This is a genomic window from Afipia sp. GAS231, from assembly GCF_900103365.1.
Lineage (GTDB): Bacteria > Pseudomonadota > Alphaproteobacteria > Rhizobiales > Xanthobacteraceae > Bradyrhizobium.
This window is the reverse complement of sequence record NZ_LT629703.1, coordinates 1351690-1368784: the sequence shown is the minus strand read 5'-3', so window position 1 is coordinate 1368784 and position 17095 is coordinate 1351690. Positions and strand designations below refer to the sequence as shown.

Sequence of the window (17095 nt, the reverse complement as noted above, 5' to 3'; positions counted from 1 at the left end):
GCGATGACCACGCTTCTCGACGTCTCATCCCATGCGATCGCCAGCGCGCGCTGGCGTCCGGCCGAGATCGCGTTCTGGATTCTCGCGGCTTCCTGCGCGTTCCTGTTTCCGTCACGTTATCTGATCATGACCGACATCGTCCGGCTGGCGCTGTTCGCGCTGTCGCTCGACCTGATCCTCGGTTATGCCGGCATCGTCTCATTGGGCCACGCCGCGTTCTTCGGCGTCGGCGCCTATTGCGCGGGATTGCTGGCGCTGCATGGCATCATCACCGAGCCGGTGCTGGCGCTGGTCGCGGCAGGTCTGGTCGCCATGGTGCTCGGCTTCCTCACCAGTTTTCTGGTGATCCGGGGCGTCGACCTGACCCGGCTGATGGTGACGCTCGGCATCGCGCTGCTGCTGGAAGCGCTGGCGGAACGCTTCTCCAACATCACCGGCGGTACCGACGGGCTGCAGGGCATCGAGATGGCGCCGATCCTCGGCCTGTTTGCCTTCGACATGTTCGGCAAGACCGGCTTCTTCTATTCGCTGATCGTGCTGTTTCTGATGTTCCTTTTGGCGCGCCGGATCGTGCACTCGCCGTTCGGGTTGTCGTTACGCGCCATCAAGAACAATCCGTTGCGGGCTTCTGCCATCGGCGTTCCGGTCAATCACCGCCTGATTGCGATCTATACGGTAGCGGCATTTTATGCCGGCATCGCCGGCGCGCTGTTCACCCAGACCACGGCGCTGGCCTCGCTCGACGTGTTTTCGTTCGAGCGCTCAGCCGACCTGATGCTGGTGCTGGTCATCGGCGGCACCGGCTATCTCTATGGCGGGCTGATCGGCGCCGTCGTGTTCAAGATGCTGCAGGAGTTCTTCTCGACTATCACGCCACAATACTGGCAGTTCTGGATCGGCCTCGTGCTGGTCGTGATCGTGCTGGTCGGCCGCGACCGCATCCATCGCGGGGCGCTGTGGTTGCCCAACCTCGTGATCCGGCAATTTGCCGGACGCAAGGCCGTCGTGGCCGTTCCCGAAAGCGATGCGTCATGACAACTGCGCTGGAAACAAAAGGATTGGAGAAGTCCTTCGGCGGGCTTCGCGTCACGCGTGACCTGTCGCTGCGGGTCGAGCAGGGCGCCCGCCATGCGCTGATCGGACCGAACGGCGCCGGCAAGACCACCGTGATCAACCTCCTCACCGGCGTGCTGAAGCCCAATGCGGGGCGAATTTTGCTGGAAGGTAACGACATCACCGATCTGCCGGTTCACACGCGGGTGCTGCGCGGGCTGTCGCGCACCTTTCAGATCAATCAGCTCTATGCCGACCTGACGCCGTTAGAGACCGTCGGGCTGGCGGTCTCGGAGCGGCTCGGTCGCGGCGGCGACTGGTGGCGACGGATGGGGACGCGCAGCGACGTCAATCAGGAGATCGCGGAAACGCTGGATCGTTTTCATCTGCTCGACGTCATGAACGAACGCACCGCGACGTTGCCTTACGGCAAGCAGCGCCTGCTCGAGATCGCGGTGGCGATTGCGACCAAACCGCGTGTGCTGCTGCTCGACGAGCCCGCCGCCGGCGTGCCTGCGAGCGAGCGCCACGACATCCTGGCTGCTGTTGCGGCTTTGCCGCGCGACGTTACAGTGCTGCTGATCGAGCACGACATGGATCTGGTGTTCTCGTTCGCCGACCGCATTTCGGTGCTGGTCAACGGCGCCATGCTGGTGGAAGGCCCGCCGGACGAAGTGGCGCGGGATCCCCAGGTCAAGGCGGTCTATCTCGGTGAGGCCGCCGATGTCTGATCTGCTCGCCATCGACAGCCTGCGCGCCGGCTACGGCGAAGCCGTGGTGTTGCCCTCGATGTCGCTGACGCTAGGCGAAGGCCAGGTGCTGGCACTGTTGGGACGCAATGGCACCGGCAAGACCACCCTGATCAACTCGATCGTCGGCGTCACCCGTCGCTTCGGCGGCACCGTGGCGCTGGCAGGGCTCGATATCACCACGATGCGGCCGGACCAGCGGGCGCGCGCCGGGATCGGCTGGGTGCCACAGGAGCGCAATATCTTCCGCTCGCTCACAGTTGAAGAGAACATGACTGCGGTGGCCCAGCCGGGACCCTGGACCGTCGAAAAGGTTTACGAGATGTTTCCGCGGCTGAGGGAACGCCGCGGCAATTTCGGCAACCAGTTGTCTGGCGGCGAGCAGCAGATGCTGGCGATCGGCCGGGCGCTGACCCTCAATCCAAAAGTACTGCTGCTGGACGAGCCGACCGAGGGGCTGGCGCCAATCATCGTCGAGGAGTTGCTGCGGGCGCTCGGCACCATCACCCGGGCCGGAGGCATCTGCTCCATCATCGTCGAGCAGAATGCCCAAAAGATTCTGGGGCTGGCCGATCGTGTTGTGATATTGGAACGCGGCGCGATCGTTCACGATGCGGCAAGTGCCGCGTTGAAGGCCGATCCGGCTGTGCTCGAGCGCTATCTCGGCGTTGCGGGTGCCGCAGCACATTGAATAAAATTCTCGGGAGTTGAGACCATGCAGAGAACCAAAGCCCCCTTCCGCGCCGACGAGGTCGGCAGCCTGTTGCGGCCGCCGCGCATCAAGGAAGCGCGGGCCAGACTGGAGAAGGGCGAGATCACGGCTGAAGATCTGCGCAAGGCCGAGGATATGGAGATCGAAAAGGTCGTGCACCGGCAGGCCTCGACTGGTCTGAAGCTAGCGACCGACGGCGAATTCCGCCGCTCCTGGTGGCATTTCGATTTCCTCAGCCATCTCACCGGTTGCGAACTGTACCACCCCGATCAGGGGATCCAGTTCGCCGGCGTGCAGACCCGGCATGATGCCATCCGCGTCATCGGCAAGCTCGACTTTCCCGACAACCATCCGATGCTGGATCATTTCAGGTTCCTGAAAAAGCATGCCGATACGGCGCATGTCACCGCCAAGATGACGATCCCGTCGCCCGCGGTGCTGCATTTCCGCGGTGGTCGCAAGGCGATCTCAAAGGACGTCTATCCCGATCTCGAATCGTTCTTCATGGATCTCGGCAAGACCTACCGCAAGGCGGTGAAGGCGTTCTACGACGCCGGCTGCCGCTATCTGCAGTTCGACGATACAGTCTGGGCCTATCTCTGCTCGCAGGAAGAATTGCACAAGGCCCGCGAGCGCGGCGATAACCCGGACGGCTTGCAGGAGATCTACGCGCGCGTCATCAACTACGCGCTGGCCGACAAGCCTGCCGACATGGTCGTCACCACCCATGTCTGCCGCGGCAATTTCCGCTCCACCTGGATTTCGTCCGGCGGCTACGAGCCGGTGGCCGAGACCATGCTGGCCGGTACCAACTACGACGGCTATTTCCTGGAATATGATTCCGACCGCGCCGGCGGATTCGAGCCGCTGCGCTATCTGCCCAAGGGCAACAAGATCGTCGTGGTCGGCGTCATCACCTCGAAATTCGGCGAGCTCGAGAAGAAGGACGACATCAAGCGCCGGCTCGAGGAAGCCGCCAAATTCGCTCCGCTCGACCAGCTCGCGGTATCCCCCCAATGCGGCTTTGCCTCGACCGAGGAAGGCAACATCCTGTCCGAAGAAGAGCAGTGGGCCAAGCTGCGGCTCGCGGTCGAAGTCGCGAACGAGGTGTGGGGGAAGTAGACTTTCCCTCGTTCCTTCCGGCTGTCGCGTTCGCGCGGGCAGGGTGGATAACATGAAGCTCGATCTCGATGCCATCATCGTCGGCGCAGGCCCCGCGGGGCTTGCTTGCGCGGCGACGATGCGAGCTGCGGGGTTGTCCGTCACGGTCTTCGAAAAAGCCGATAGCGTCGGCGCAGTCTGGCGGCGGCACTACGACCGGCTCCACCTCCACACCGACCGCGGCCATTCCGGCTTGCCGGGAATGCCGATGCCGTCAGACTATCCGGCCTATCCCTCCCGTGGGCAGATGGTCGCCTATCTCGAAAGCTATGCCGCTCGCTTCGATATCAGTCCGGTATTCGACACCGAGGTATCGCGGATTCACCGCGACGGCGCGCGATGGCACGCCGATACGGCTCAAGGCCCGATCAACGCGCGCGCGATGGTGATTGCGACAGGGATTGCGGACGCGCCGTATCGTCCGTCATGGCCCGGATCGGAGACCTTTGCTGGTCGCGTGATCCATAGCAGTGAATACCGCAATCCGGATTCCTTCGCGGGCAAGCGCGTATTGGTGGTCGGCTTCGGTAATTCCGGCGGCGAGATCGCGCTCGAGCTTGCCAATGCCGGCATCGACGTCGCGTTAGCGGTGCGGGGGCCCGTCCAGATTCTGCCGCGCGACCTGCTGGGATTTCCGATTCTGTCGTGGGCGATCCTGTATCGGCGGCTGCCGGCACGTCTGGTGGATTTCATCAACGCGCCGGTGCTGCGGCTGGCCGTGGGCGATTTCGAAAAACTCGGCCTCCGGCGTGCCGCGAAGGGACCGCGGCAGATGGTCGAAGAGGATGGGCGCGTACCGCTGATCGATATCGGCACGCTCGCCCGCATCAGCGACGGTTCGATCAGGATACGCGGCGGCATCGATCGCTTTACGGCTGATGGCGTCACGTTCACCGATGCGCGCGCCGAGCCGTTCGATGCCGTCATTCTGGCGACGGGTTTCCGGCCCGATCTGCGGCGATTAATCCCGGATGTGCAGGGCGTGTTCGATCAACACGGCATGCCGCTGTTGACGGGACAGGTCACCGCTGCGCCGGGCCTTTATTTTTGCGGTCAGATCACGGTGCCGACGGGCCAACTGCGCGAGATTGCGATCGAGGCGCAACGGATCGCCGGGAGCGTGAAGGCGTATGTGGCTCACGCGAGCTAGGTCGCGTGCGGCTTACTTCTCCACCAGATAAACCTCGCCGAGCAGCGACGAATTCGACCACGGCACCTGCTTCGATTTCGTCGCGGCGACGACTTCGGCGCGCACGCGGGTCAGCATCTGCTGCACCTCGAGCCCGGGCGTGCCGATGTGGCGCGATAGCGCTGCCGAGAACGGGCTGTTGGCGCCTTCGCCGTCGAGCGCGACCTGTCCGGGCGCGGTCGCAAACGCGATCAGGGTGCCTGCGCCGAGCGTGGAGCCGGCGCCGAGCGAGGTCGGCGCAGCGAGGCCTGAGCCTGCTTCGATGCCGCGGCTGGCGCCCGCAGAGACAACTTTCGGCGCCATCGGATTGTTGCGGCAGGCGTCGAGGATCAGGATGTTGGTGCGGACCTGGTCGTCGAGGCCGGCCAAGATCGTATCCATGTCCATCATGACAGCGGTCACGTCGGTGCCGCTCTGAAACTGGATGTCGACCGGCACCAGATAATTGCGGCCGTCGATCTGCACGCCGTGGCCGGCATAATAGACCACCGCAATTTGGGCCCGCGCCGCTTCACGCAGAAATTCGCGGGTCATGGTCTGCATCGCCGCGCGGTCGAGGTCGATACCCTCCGTCACCGAAAATCCGATGTCGCGCAGGCTCTTCGCGATCGCGCGTGCATCGTTGGAGGGGTTGGGCAAGGCTTTGACATGCGCATAGGAACCATTGCCGATCACGAGCGCCACGCGCCGGCTTGTCGCCACGCTTTGCACGGGCGCCGGAGACTCCGCCCGTTTTGCTGCCGAGCCAAACGGCGAGGGACCTGTGATCGCGTTCCGCGGTGGGGGAGGGGCCGGCGCCTCCGACAGCAGCGACAGGCGGACTTTCGCGGTCGCCTGGTTGGCCTTGCTGCCGGCATCCGAGGCGCGGCCTTCCAGCACTGCTGCGTAATCCTTTTTCGCGTTGTCGAAATCGCCCTTGGCCTCATAGGCGAGCGCACGCTGGGTGTAGGCCGAGATCAACACGCTGCCGGGCGGCGTCATGATGTTGACGGGGGCCTTGGCCCTGGCGAGCCGGATCGCCTCGGTGCCGTCGGCGATGGCGCGGTCGAGGTCGCCCTTGGCGCGCCAGACCACGGCGCGGTCGATCAGGCCGGAGGGCAGGGACGGATCGAGCCGGATCGCGTCGTTGATGTCGGCGAGCGCGCCGTCGAGATTGCCGAGCGCCTGCTTCGACAGGCCACGGTTCAGCAGGGAATAGGCATTCGGGCTGAGCTTGTTCGCCTGATCGTAATCGGCGATCGCCTTGGCATAGTCGCCCTTGCCGCGAAACGCGTTGCCGCGGTTGTGAAAGATGGTGCCGCTTGGCGGACCGCTCCGCAGCGCGTCGTTGTAGTCCGCAATCGCGATATCGTACTCGCCCTTGTCGAAATAGGCGGAGCCACGCAGATTATAGAGCGCCTGGTCGGGCTTGAGCCGCAGCGCCTCGGTGGTGTCAGCGATCACCTGCGGGTAGTTGCCCTTCTTGTTCCAGCCGACCGCGCGCCAGAAGTAGACCTGGGCGAGTTGGGCGCCGGAAAACGCCTTCAGCGCGATGATCTTGTTGCAGGCGTCAATCTGCTGATCGGCCGGCGTGGTCTCCGAGGTGCAGAGCGGCCCAAGCTGCGACCGCGACTGGGCGAGGGCGGGCATCGTCCACAGCGCCGACAGGGCCATGGTGAGGATCAGCATCAAACGGCGCATCTGGATGGCTTTGCTTCGCTCGCAATGACGGGAAGGGCGTCCGGGCTTTTGTTGCGCTCCGCGGTCCGCCGGTTCAAGCGCCGCCTTTCCCCCATTGGGCAGATGGTGGTAGGACAACCGGACGATCCGCCGCTGCCCACCCGGGCGTCCCAAGCCGGTCCTCGAATACCCGCCCGATGAAGAACGACCAGATCCTCAGCCTGATTTCCGATTTCTGCCGCCAGGCTGATATGGCGGAAACCACGTTCGGCCGCCGGGCCGTCAACGACGGCAAGCTGGTGCACCGGCTGCGCGAGGGCAAGCGCATTACCATCGACACGCTGGACCGCATCCAGGCCTATGTCGCCGCCTCCACGCCCGGCGGGCTGCCGCCGCCGCGGGGGTTGCAGGTGCCGCCCGAGAAGCGCGACCCGCGCGGCAATTTTCGCTTCTTCGAGAACCGGCAGAAATACCTGCTGTTCGTTCACACCTGCAGCGAGAAGCGGGTGATTGCGGAACGGGTGGCGCTGGAGCTTACCAGCCTGCATCCACGGCCGCCGGCGCTGCGGGTATTCGACGCCGGCGTCGGCGACGGTACGGTGCTGGCGCGGGTGATGCGCTCGATGCACGGCCGCTTTCCGCATATGCCGTTCTACATCGCCGGCAAGGAGCTCAGCCTGGAGGACGTCCGGCTGACGCTGGACAAGGTGCCGGACCGGATGTTCGAGCACCCGGCAACCGTGTTCGTGCTGACCAACATGTACTACGCCGAGGCGCCATGGCTGACGCCGGCCTCGCCCGCGGCGGCGGCCGGTATGATCTGGCATGAGGTCGCCCTGCGGGGGGCGTCGTCGGGTGAATTCGAGGCCCAGATCGGCGAATTGGGACCATTTCTGGAGCAGAATTGGCGCGCCAATATCAGCCCCCGGACCGGCATGCCGATCTATGAACGGCCGGTGGCGCTGGTGGTCTACCGGGAGGACCACCGATTCCTGCTTGATTCGATCATCCCAAGGGCGGGCCGGACCGAGGCCAATTTCGACCTTGTGATCGCTTCCCAGCCCTACCGGGCAAAATCCTCTGTGAATTTCCGCGCCAAGCGGATTATCGCCCCCTTGGCCCGGGCGCTGCGGGCAGGGGGGCGTTTGATTGGAATTCACTCCCACGGGCAGGATCCGGGCCTCGAAATCATCCAATCGGTCTGGCCGGGAGAAAATCCTTTCGCTGTGAGCCGTCATGAGCTACTCCGCGCGGTGAAATACGAGCTCGGGTCGGCCGGGCGGGACCTTAACTTTAATGCCTACGCCGATAACCGTTCTATCTTCCGTTATGATATGGAAGCGCTGCCCAACGAGGTGACCGGCTCGATCGGAACCTCGACGGCTTTTGCGGCGTGGAACGCGGCGGTGTATGTCGCCCAGATCGAAGACGATCGGTTGACGGAAATGACTGAAAACGGCCGGACCCTCGATGCCACCAGAGAGGTTCTGCGCAAGCATAATGGGCTTTGGTTTTACGACGAATCCTACGTCATATCGCGCCGTCGAGACTGACATTCCAGGATAGATCACACAGACAGCCGCCGACAGCAGGCGGCAACAAGGGGTTGGTTGATGCGCGCGTCCTATCTGTTCACCAGCGAGTCGGTTTCCGAGGGTCATCCGGACAAGGTTTCGGATCAAATCTCCGACGCGATCCTCGATGCCTTCCTCGAGAAGGACGTCAAACTCGGCATCGCCGACGACAGCGCGGTCAATACGCGCCTCGGCTGTGAGACGCTGTGCACCACCAACAAGATCGTGGTCGCCGGCGAAGGCCGCGGCCAGCTCTTCCGCGACATCCACGGCAAGTCGGTGGTGGATCGCGAACTGATCACCCAGATTGCGCGCGATGTCGTCAAGGACATCGGCTACGACCAGAACGGCTTCTCCTATCACGGCGCCGACGTCGAGGTGCTGCTGCACGGCCAGTCGTCCGACATCGCGATGGGCGTCGATGCCAAGAAAAAGAAGAGCGGCGAAGAAGAAGGCGCCGGCGATCAGGGCATGATGTTCGGCTACGCCTGCACCGAGAGCGAAGTCTACGAAAAGGGCTCCTACATGCCGGCGCCGATCTTCTTCGCGCACCGGATTTTGAAGGTGCTGTCGGACAAGCGCCGCAGCGGACAGATGTTCGACCTGCAGCCCGACTCCAAGAGCCAAGTCACGGTCAAGTATGTCGACGGCAAGCCGGTCGGCTGCGCCAAGGTCGTGGTCTCGACCCAGCACAACGAGAAGAGCCGCAACGGCAAGAAGTATTCGCCCGGCCTGATCAAGGACATGATCGGTCATGAGGTCGAGAAGGCCTTGCCGAAGGGCTGGATGCCGCAGAAGTCTTCGGACTTCCTGGTCAACCCGACCGGCAACTTCGTGATCGGCGGACCCGACGGGGATTGCGGTCTGACCGGCCGCAAGATCATCGTCGACACCTACGGCGGCTATGCGCCGCACGGCGGCGGCGCGTTCTCCGGCAAGGATCCGACCAAGGTCGACCGCTCGGCGGCCTATGCCGCGCGCTATCTTGCCAAGAACGTGGTGGCCGCGGGTCTGGCCGAACGCTGCACCATCCAGGTCGCTTACGCGATCGGCGTCGCCGATCCGATGTCGCTGCTGGTGGATACCCACGGGACCGGCAATGTCGACGAGAAGAAGCTCGAGAAGGTGCTGCCGGAATTGTTCCGCCTGACGCCGACCAACATTCGCCGCACGCTGAAGCTCAACCGTCCGATCTATCGCCGTACCGCGTCGTACGGTCATTTCGGCCGCGCCCCTGACAAGGACGGCGGCTTCTCCTGGGAAAAGACCGATCTGGCCGCCGCGCTGAAGAAGGCGTTCTGATTTTCTCCGTAATCGTCCTGCGTATTCCGGAAAGCCCCAGCGCTTTTCGGAATATGCTTTTCTAAGGGATCAACCACATGACCGCCGCCGCCAAGAAGCCCGCCTTCACCGACTACATCGTCAAGGACATTTCGCTCGCCGAATTCGGCCGCAAGGAACTCTCGCTGGCCGAGACCGAGATGCCCGGCCTGATGGCGACGCGCGAGGAATACGGCCCCAAACAACCTTTGAAGGGCGCGCGTATCGCCGGCTCGCTGCACATGACGATCCAGACCGGCGTGCTGATCGAGACGCTGGCCGCGCTCGGCGCCGACATCCGCTGGGTCTCCTGCAACATCTATTCGACGCAGGACCATGCGGCGGCGGCGATCGCAGCCGCCGGCATTCCGGTGTTCGCCGTCAAGGGCGAGACGCTCGCCGAATACTGGGATTACACCGCCAAGCTGTTCGACTGGCACGGTGGCGGCCACCCGAACATGATCCTCGACGACGGCGGCGACGCCACCATGTACGTCCATCTCGGTCTGCGCGCCGAGAACGGCGATACCAAGTTCCTGGACAAGCCGGGTTCGGAAGAAGAGGAAGTCTTCTTCGCGCTTCTCAAGAAGCAGCTCAAGGAAAGGCCCAAGGGCTACTTCGCCGAGATCGCCAAGAGCATCAAGGGCGTTTCCGAAGAGACCACCACGGGCGTGCATCGTCTCTATGACATGCAGAAGGCCGGCACGCTGCTTTGGCCGGCGATCAACGTCAACGACAGCGTCACCAAGTCGAAGTTCGACAACCTCTATGGCTGCCGTGAATCGCTGGTCGACGGCATCCGCCGCGGCACCGACGTCATGATGTCCGGCAAGGTCGCGATGGTTGCGGGTTTTGGCGACGTCGGCAAGGGTTCGGCGGCCTCGCTGCGCCAGGCCGGTTGCCGCGTCATGGTCTCCGAAATCGATCCGATCTGCGCGCTGCAGGCGGCGATGGAAGGCTACGAAGTCGTGACCATGGAAGACGCCGCTCCGCGCGCCGACATCTTCGTCACCGCGACCGGCAACAAGGACATCATCACCATCGAGCACATGCGCGCGATGAAGGACCGGGCCATCGTCTGCAACATCGGCCACTTCGACAACGAGATCCAGATCGCGGGTCTGCGTAACCTGAAGTGGACCAACATCAAGCCGCAGGTCGACGAGATCGAATTCCCGGACAAGCACCGCATCATCATGCTGTCGGAAGGCCGCCTGGTGAACCTCGGCAATGCGATGGGCCATCCGTCCTTCGTGATGTCGGCGTCGTTCACCAACCAGACGCTGGCGCAGATCGAACTCTGGGCCAACAACAAGGACGGGAAGTACAAGAAGGAAGTCTACGTGCTGCCGAAGTCGCTGGACGAGAAGGTGGCCCGGCTGCACCTCGCCAAGATCGGCGTCAAGCTGACCGAGCTGCGCAAGGACCAGGCCGACTATATCGGCGTCAAGCAGGAAGGCCCGTTCAAGAGCGATCATTACCGGTATTGATCGCGAACCTTCGCGTCTAGATTCTGCCAATTTCGGTCATGCCCGGGCTTGTCCCGGGCATCCACGTATTTAGAGTCGGTACGAGCGGAAGACGTGGATGGCCGGGACGAGCCCGGCCATGACGGCAGCGAAAGCAGGGGGCCATATGGCCGAACACTTCGACGTACTCATTGTCGGCGCCGGCCTGTCCGGTATCGGCGCGGGCTATCACTTGCAGCAGAAGTGCCCGGGCAAGAGCTACGCCATCCTCGAAGGGCGCGACTGCATCGGCGGCACCTGGGACCTGTTTCGCTATCCCGGCATCCGCTCCGATTCCGACATGTTCACGCTCGGCTATTCCTTCAAGCCGTGGACCGAGGCGAAGGCGATCGCCGACGGGCCGAACATTCTGAACTACGTCCGGCAGACCGCGACCGAGAACGGTATCGACAGCAAGATTCGTTTCAATCATCGCGTCAAACGGGCGTCGTGGTCCTCGCCGGAGGCGCGCTGGACTGTGGAAGCCGAGCGCAGCGCGGGCGAGGGCGCCACCGAGACGGTGCGCTTCACCTGCAATTTCCTGTTCATGTGCTCGGGCTATTACAAATACGAGGAAGGCTACACGCCGGAATTTCTGGGCACAGCCGACTTCGCCGGCCGTATCGTGCATCCGCAGAAATGGCCCGACGATCTCGACTATGCCGGCAAGCGCGTCGTCGTGATCGGCTCGGGCGCCACTGCCGTGACGCTGGTGCCCGAGATGGCCAAGACCGCCGCGCACGTCACCATGCTGCAGCGCTCGCCGACCTATGTGGTGGCGCGGCCGGCCGAGGATGCGCTGGCGAACAAGTTGCGGCGGAATCTGTCGGCCAAGCTCGCCTATCATCTGATCCGCTGGCGCAACGTGCTGTTCGGCATGTATTTCTTCCAGCTCTCGCGGCGCAAGCCGGAACGGGTCAAGCAACTGATCCTCGGCGGCGTCAAGATGGCGCTGGGACCGGACTACGACATCGCCACCCATTTCACGCCGCGCTACAATCCCTGGGATCAGCGGCTGTGCCTGGTGCCCGACGGCGACCTGTTCAAGTCGATCCGCGACAAGCAGGCCTCCGTCGTCACCAACGAGATCGATACCTTCACCAGGAACGGCATCAAGCTGAAGGACGGGAGCGAACTCGAGGCCGATGTCATCGTCACCGCGACCGGACTGGTGCTGCAGGTGCTCGGCGGGCTCGAAGTCAGCGTCGACGGCCGCCTGGTCGATTTTTCCAAGACGCTGAACTACAAGGGCATGATGTATTCGGACGTGCCGAACATGGCCTCGGCGTTCGGCTACACCAACGCGTCCTGGACGCTGAAATGCGACTTGACCTGCGAATATGTCTGCCGCCTGGTCAACTACATGGACCGGCACGGCTACAAGCAGTGCATGCCGCACAATATCGATCCCTCGATCTCGGAATTGCCGTCGCTGGATTTCTCCTCCGGCTACGTGCAGCGCTCGATCGCGAAAATGCCCAAGCAAGGCTCGAAGCGGCCGTGGCGGCTGTACCAGAACTACGCGCTCGACATCGTCACCTTGCGCTACGGCAAGGTCGATGACGGGGTGATGCAGTATTCGTGAGTTCCGCCGGACCAGGATGCGTCGGGTCGTCTCATGCGTTATTTCACGTATACGTAGGTGCTTCCGAATCGGCCTAGATGGCTGGACAGTTAACGCCGGATTAACCGGTGTGCCGCACGCTGGGTGGCTTGAGGCACCTGTCAGCACGAGGAAGCCCATGGACGCCCAGCGTATTGCCGTTGATGCCATTGTTGCGTTGACCGATTGCGATCGCGAGGCGGTCGTTGCCTTCATCCGCCGGCTCTACCTGGCCGGGGTCAAGGATCCCAAGCGCCTGACCTTCAAGGGCCTGCAAGCGATGCGGAGCTGAGGCAATCCCATCGTCATCGCCCGGCTTGCCGCCTCCGCTAAAGCTCCGGCGAGCCAACATACGGAAGCCTCGGCGTAGCCGGGACCGGGCGATCAAGTACAGCACGTTCGTCTCGTGCGCTGTCGCGTCCACCGCTCCCCGCCCCCTCGTTTGCGACGATGGCCTACGCCCCTTGTGTCCAAAAAATTTGGCAGAATGAGCGAACGGGCGGTTGCGGACCAACCGCCCGTTGCTGGAACTGAGCCCGTACGCCCCAAAGGCGACAGAGCCTGTACCAGAGCGAGGGACAGCTCCGGCGTCTTCCTCAACCCGAACAGTTGCAAGGGCTTCGAGCCCGTACCGAGCAAGGAAGGGAGTGGATGATGGCACAAGATGATCGCATTGTCGTGGGCATCGATGTGGCAAAGGACAAGGTGGATGCGTGCATTCGCTCGCTGTCATTGCGTCAGGTCTGTCCGAACACGGGACAAGGCCACCGCAAGCTGGTGGCCTGGCTTCGCAAGTACAAGGCAACCAGGGCTGTGATGGAGGCGAGCGGCGGTTACGAGCGTGACTGGGCCAAGCTACTGCGCCAGGCCGGTGTCGAGGTGCGGATCGTCGACCCCAAACGCGTCCGCAGCTTCGCGCTATCGGCCGGCCGGCTGGCAAAGAACGATGTGATCGACGCGGAGATGATCGCCTGGTTCGCCGAGATATTTACCGAGGCGCCGAGCCAGACCCACGATGCCGCACGCGAGGAGTTGCTGGCGCTGGTGAAAGCGCGCATCGGTCTGGGTGATCTCAAGACGCGCTTGCAAAGCCAAAACGAGCATGCTGCACCAGGACTGGTTCAGAAAACGCATGCCCGCGTCTTGAAGAATCTGGTCAGTGAAATTGCCAAGCTCGAGGCGGCAATTGCGGCCAAGATCAAGGCCTCGCCACACCTTGCCGAGCGTGCCGAGATCATCGAGAGCGTGCCGGGCCTCGCCGAAACGACCTCCGCCAACCTCATTGCGGGGATGCCGGAGCTTGGGCAGGTGAGCAACAAGATCGCCGGTGCGTTATTAGGCGCCGCCCCGTACGACGACGATAGCGGCCATCGGCGCGGTGAGCGTCATATCAAGGGTGGCCGCCGCTGGGTCCGCAACGCCATCTACATGCCCTGCCTCGGCGCAGCCACGCAGAACAACCCGGTGCTCAAGGCCTTCTACGACCGCCTGATTGCCAAGGGAAAGAAGCCGAAAGTGGTGCTTGTCGCCTGCATGCGCAAGCTCATCGTCATCCTCAACATCATGATCGCACGACGGCAGAAATGGGATCCCAGCCGTTACGCACTGAACTGAGCGAGCGCACCTCACCGCGCTCGGTCATCGACCGAGCGCATGCCAAGCCAACAGACCGGAGAGCGGACGGGGTCAAGGCCGTAAGCCGCCGAAGGCGGGGCGCGCCCCGCGCCAGCCTTGAGGCCCGGCCGATCGCCGGTTTACTTCAGCACAGTTGCTCTGGTGGGACAGGATGGCGGGAATTGAACGTCTGATTTGCCCGACGAGGCCAGCGAAATATTTTTGCGCGAAGGGCTCGACATACTTTCGGTGATTTGCCCGTCGTGCCAATTTGTCGCAGGCCTCGCAGGTTACGTCGTCGGGCGAATCAGGCCCCCGATATCAGATGGCGCCGCCAAACGGTCATTGGCGGCGCCACTTCGCGGAGTGGCCTGTCTAGGATTTCGCGGATCGCTTGCCTGCGTGCGGCTCGACGTCAGTGCCGCTATTCGGCAGAAGTTCGCTCGATCGGGTTTGAAGTTTCCAAACATGGATCGGGCTTGTTCGGCCGTGAACGTATAGCGGGCCGACATTCACAAACTGCTCCAGTTCGCACGCGTGCGAACTGGATTCCTGCCGCGCCCTTTGGATCACCTCGTTACCCACCACGACCTGTGCGTCGAGTTGTCGCGCCTGCTGCTCAAGCCTGGTCGCGACATTGACGGCGTCACCGATCAGGGTCGGGCCGAAGCGTCTCGAAATTCCGATCGTGCCGGCCCAGACCGGCCCGTATTGCAGGCCGATCGAGACGGAGGTCGGGTGACCGCTCAGGCTGACGTAGTACAGGCCGAGCGCTTCGATGTGTTCGAGGATCTCTCGTGCGCATCTCAGCGCGCGCGTCGCGCAATCGGTCCGGCCGGCCACGTCGCCAAAGATGGCCAATACGCCATCTCCCTGGTACGAGTTGAGTTCACCCTTGAAGCTCGCCACGGCGGCGGTCACGACGCGCTGAAAGCCGCCGATTAGGCTGAATACAGCTTCGGGCGGATCGTCGGTGCAGATCCGCATGAAATGATCCAGATCGACGAACATCGCCACCATATGCCCGTGGCGCAGCGGCGGCGCGTAGGGAACGGGATTGGACAACAACTCCATCGAGGTCATGACTCACTCCCTTCGATCGCGGTCCAAGATCGGACATGGGTCCGTTCAAACCGTCACCGATCGTGGGACATGTGCCGTGAAGGTGCTGTGAATCGGCCGCTAGCAGCCGGGCCTCCGAAAAACCGTGTTTCGGCAACATTTCGATCAGCCGGCGGCCCGGAAGTGATCGGATGAGGCCAACGGGGCCGGGATCGCGCCCGGCCGGGCTGAGTTTGCCTATTTTGTTCGCAAAACCTGCAGCAAGTCCTGGAGCGACTTGATCGCGAGGGCGCGGGAGCCGGAGCGGGACATGCCGGACGGGCTGTTGCGATTGAACGGGATTGACCAGATCGAGTCTGTTCTACGAGTCCCTTCGTGGCAGCCCATGCAGGTCAGTTGAAAGGAGCAATCGGGCTGGGCCTGAAAAAAAGTCTCCATGGTCGTATTCGCCGTGGCGCTCATATTGGGGCCGGCGCAGGAAGGAGTTGGAATGAGAGGGTTCGCAGTATGGTCAGGAGCCATTCCAATTTCCGTCCATTGGGCCATGACCAGCTTGTAGTTTTGCCAGACGCTCCCGAGCTCCTTGAGCTTCTCCTGCTGAACATGGTTCAAATCTGAAGCGTCGGCCGTGATGGGCTGCAACCGCTGGACCTGGTACGGCCTCGGAGGATCGCCGGGTCCGGCCGCTCCCACCGGCCTCGGAATCTTGAAATCGTCGTCCGGACCGTCCTTCATGGCCAGGCTGGAGCCATCATTGAACGTGTAGCTCCGGTTCGATTCAGGAAGCGGCTCCGGTACATTGTCGACATGCTCGAATGTCGACCATATCCACTGCGGTCGCGACGGCGATTTGTAGACGATGTGAAGACCGACGAGGCCCACATCCGCCATCCGGCACTCGTGGTCATCGGGATTTTGGACCCAGGCCCTTTTCCGGATATAAAATCGGGATGGATCGATCGGGTTCGGGCCCGGCAATTCGATCCATGCCGACTTTACGGTCAAGGCGCCGGCCGGTTGCCGGGTGGCTTCCGGGACTGGCACGCCATCCGGAGCATCCCCAACCCTTCCAACCGCGCTGCTGTCGTACAGCCGGCTGCCGGTGATCGTGTCGAACACCTTTTTGTTGAAGAAGGCCTGGTAGCGCACATAGGACCGATTTTGAGCGACCAGCATGTGCACGGATTTGCCGCCCAACTCGCCCTCGGCAATATCGCCAAACTCGTTGAAATTCGCGAGAACGAGCGCGCCGGGCTCGATGTTCGGATGGTTGTTGCAGGGATCGGCGGAGCCGGGAAAGGCGGTCCAGTCGGCGGGGATTTCGGCGTTCTGCCGAAAGATCTCCCAGTCGGCCTTGAGGCTTTCGAAGGTGGTCGGACCCGCGTCCGTTATCTTTTTGGCGGTATCGGGAATTCCACGCTGCGTCGACGCGGGCCAAACCAGAAATTTAAAAATCTGCCAGGAAAGGGCGTAGAAATCCGCCGCACTGTCTCCAGTGCCGCAGATATCGCTCGGTGGTTCCAGCGCCGGCGGATCACTCCACGAAAAATCGTGCTTGCAGGGGGCCGCGGCCTGCGCCATCGCGTCGTTCGAGGCCGCAATCCATGCCGTCAGACACAGTGCAACAGCGCAGCCTGTGAGGCCCGCACGAATTCCAGCAGCGAGTGTAAGCCTGGTGCTGGCAATGTGGCTTCCTGGATGGGTCATCATAGCTCAAGCCCGCCGGTTGACGTGTTGACTATGCGCTGCCGCATGCGGCTTGTTGGTCGCTCAGATAAATTGATCGCTCAAACGATGCTAACTTTTGGAGGCCCGTCGCGCCGCTCGACCAATGAGCGCGCATTCAATAAAATCAATCTTAAATTGCTGGCCGAATTGTGGAGCATGACCT

The 17095-nt window shown here is 62.7% G+C and carries 14 protein-coding genes; 11 read left to right on the top strand and 3 right to left on the bottom strand.

Going from position 1 to position 17095, the window contains the following annotated elements:
* The first annotated feature begins 3 nt into the window (after positions 1 to 3).
* From BLS26_RS06605 to BLS26_RS06585, 5 genes are read left to right on the top strand one after another with little or no spacing between them, the layout of a single operon-like run.
* Positions 4 to 1035 (top strand): branched-chain amino acid ABC transporter permease, encoded by a 1032-nt coding sequence (locus BLS26_RS06605; RefSeq protein WP_092509493.1) that lies wholly within the window; start codon positions 4 to 6, stop codon positions 1033 to 1035.
* A complete protein-coding gene (locus BLS26_RS06600; RefSeq protein WP_092509491.1) occupies positions 1032 to 1784 on the top strand; it encodes an ABC transporter ATP-binding protein in 753 nt (250 codons plus the stop codon). The genes BLS26_RS06605 and BLS26_RS06600 overlap by 4 nt, the downstream gene beginning before the upstream one ends.
* A complete protein-coding gene (locus tag BLS26_RS06595; RefSeq protein WP_092517716.1) occupies positions 1777 to 2493 on the top strand; it encodes an ABC transporter ATP-binding protein in 717 nt (238 codons plus the stop codon). Before BLS26_RS06600 ends, BLS26_RS06595 begins: the two co-directional genes overlap by 8 nt.
* 24 nt (positions 2494 to 2517) lie before the next feature.
* Positions 2518 to 3636 carry a cobalamin-independent methionine synthase II family protein gene (locus tag BLS26_RS06590; RefSeq protein ID WP_092509489.1) on the top strand — a complete coding sequence of 373 codons (1119 nt, stop codon included), beginning with the start codon at positions 2518 to 2520 and terminating at the stop codon, positions 3634 to 3636.
* Positions 3637 to 3688: 52 nt separating this feature from the next.
* Positions 3689 to 4825, top strand: a complete 1137-nt coding sequence (locus tag BLS26_RS06585) for an NAD(P)/FAD-dependent oxidoreductase (RefSeq protein WP_092509487.1) — start codon at positions 3689 to 3691, stop codon at positions 4823 to 4825.
* Positions 4826 to 4837: 12 nt separating this feature from the next.
* On the opposite strand, the gene BLS26_RS06580 is transcribed toward BLS26_RS06585, so the two are convergent.
* Entirely contained in the window at positions 4838 to 6544 is a 1707-nt protein-coding gene (locus tag BLS26_RS06580) for a caspase family protein (protein ID WP_092509485.1), read from the bottom strand.
* A gap of 176 nt (positions 6545 to 6720) precedes the next feature.
* Here BLS26_RS06580 and BLS26_RS06575 point away from each other — a divergent pair, with 176 nt between their 5' ends.
* The 6 genes from BLS26_RS06575 (at position 6721) to BLS26_RS06555 (ending at position 14142) form a co-directional block, all read left to right on the top strand.
* Positions 6721 to 8076, top strand: coding sequence for a hypothetical protein (locus BLS26_RS06575; RefSeq protein ID WP_092509483.1), 1356 nt, complete (start codon positions 6721 to 6723; stop codon positions 8074 to 8076).
* A 60-nt stretch (positions 8077 to 8136) separates the two neighbouring features.
* Positions 8137 to 9399 carry a methionine adenosyltransferase gene (gene metK, locus BLS26_RS06570; RefSeq protein WP_092509481.1) on the top strand — a complete coding sequence of 421 codons (1263 nt, stop codon included), beginning with the start codon at positions 8137 to 8139 and terminating at the stop codon, positions 9397 to 9399.
* A gap of 77 nt (positions 9400 to 9476) precedes the next feature.
* A complete protein-coding gene (gene ahcY, locus BLS26_RS06565; RefSeq protein ID WP_092509479.1) occupies positions 9477 to 10907 on the top strand; it encodes an adenosylhomocysteinase in 1431 nt (476 codons plus the stop codon).
* Between the two features lie 145 nt (positions 10908 to 11052).
* On the top strand, positions 11053 to 12510 hold the full coding sequence (locus BLS26_RS06560) for an NAD(P)/FAD-dependent oxidoreductase (protein WP_092509477.1): 1458 nt from the start codon (positions 11053 to 11055) through the stop codon (positions 12508 to 12510).
* 157 nt (positions 12511 to 12667) lie between these two features.
* Positions 12668 to 12820: a hypothetical protein gene (locus BLS26_RS36245; protein WP_172804557.1), complete on the top strand. Its 153-nt coding sequence runs from the start codon at positions 12668 to 12670 to the stop codon at positions 12818 to 12820.
* 359 nt (positions 12821 to 13179) lie between these two features.
* The gene (locus BLS26_RS06555) at positions 13180 to 14142 is read left to right on the top strand and encodes an IS110 family transposase (RefSeq protein WP_092509475.1); all 963 of its coding nucleotides are present in this window, start codon (positions 13180 to 13182) and stop codon (positions 14140 to 14142) included.
* A gap of 375 nt (positions 14143 to 14517) precedes the next feature.
* On the opposite strand, the gene BLS26_RS06550 is transcribed toward BLS26_RS06555, so the two are convergent.
* Entirely contained in the window at positions 14518 to 15225 is a 708-nt protein-coding gene (locus BLS26_RS06550; protein WP_092509473.1) for an adenylate/guanylate cyclase domain-containing protein, read from the bottom strand.
* Between the two features lie 216 nt (positions 15226 to 15441).
* Positions 15442 to 16914 (bottom strand): hypothetical protein, encoded by a 1473-nt coding sequence (locus tag BLS26_RS06545; RefSeq protein ID WP_157676339.1) that lies wholly within the window; start codon positions 16912 to 16914, stop codon positions 15442 to 15444.
* Between the last annotated feature and the right edge of the window lie 181 nt (positions 16915 to 17095).

Coding starts and splice junctions, on each gene's coding strand:
- BLS26_RS06575 (WP_092509483.1), top strand. CDS start 6,721: ATGAAGAACGACCAGATCCTCAGCCTGATTTCCGATTTCTGCCGCCAG.
- BLS26_RS06605 (WP_092509493.1), top strand. CDS start 4: ATGACCACGCTTCTCGACGTCTCATCCCATGCGATCGCCAGCGCGCGC.
- BLS26_RS06600 (WP_092509491.1), top strand. CDS start 1,032: ATGACAACTGCGCTGGAAACAAAAGGATTGGAGAAGTCCTTCGGCGGG.
- BLS26_RS06590 (WP_092509489.1), top strand. CDS start 2,518: ATGCAGAGAACCAAAGCCCCCTTCCGCGCCGACGAGGTCGGCAGCCTG.
- BLS26_RS06555 (WP_092509475.1), top strand. CDS start 13,180: ATGATGGCACAAGATGATCGCATTGTCGTGGGCATCGATGTGGCAAAG.
- BLS26_RS06580 (WP_092509485.1), bottom strand. CDS start 6,544: ATGCGCCGTTTGATGCTGATCCTCACCATGGCCCTGTCGGCGCTGTGG.
- BLS26_RS36245 (WP_172804557.1), top strand. CDS start 12,668: ATGGACGCCCAGCGTATTGCCGTTGATGCCATTGTTGCGTTGACCGAT.
- BLS26_RS06585 (WP_092509487.1), top strand. CDS start 3,689: ATGAAGCTCGATCTCGATGCCATCATCGTCGGCGCAGGCCCCGCGGGG.
- ahcY (WP_092509479.1), top strand. CDS start 9,477: ATGACCGCCGCCGCCAAGAAGCCCGCCTTCACCGACTACATCGTCAAG.
- BLS26_RS06560 (WP_092509477.1), top strand. CDS start 11,053: ATGGCCGAACACTTCGACGTACTCATTGTCGGCGCCGGCCTGTCCGGT.
- metK (WP_092509481.1), top strand. CDS start 8,137: ATGCGCGCGTCCTATCTGTTCACCAGCGAGTCGGTTTCCGAGGGTCAT.
- BLS26_RS06545 (WP_157676339.1), bottom strand. CDS start 16,914: ATGATGACCCATCCAGGAAGCCACATTGCCAGCACCAGGCTTACACTC.
- BLS26_RS06595 (WP_092517716.1), top strand. CDS start 1,777: ATGTCTGATCTGCTCGCCATCGACAGCCTGCGCGCCGGCTACGGCGAA.
- BLS26_RS06550 (WP_092509473.1), bottom strand. CDS start 15,225: ATGACCTCGATGGAGTTGTTGTCCAATCCCGTTCCCTACGCGCCGCCG.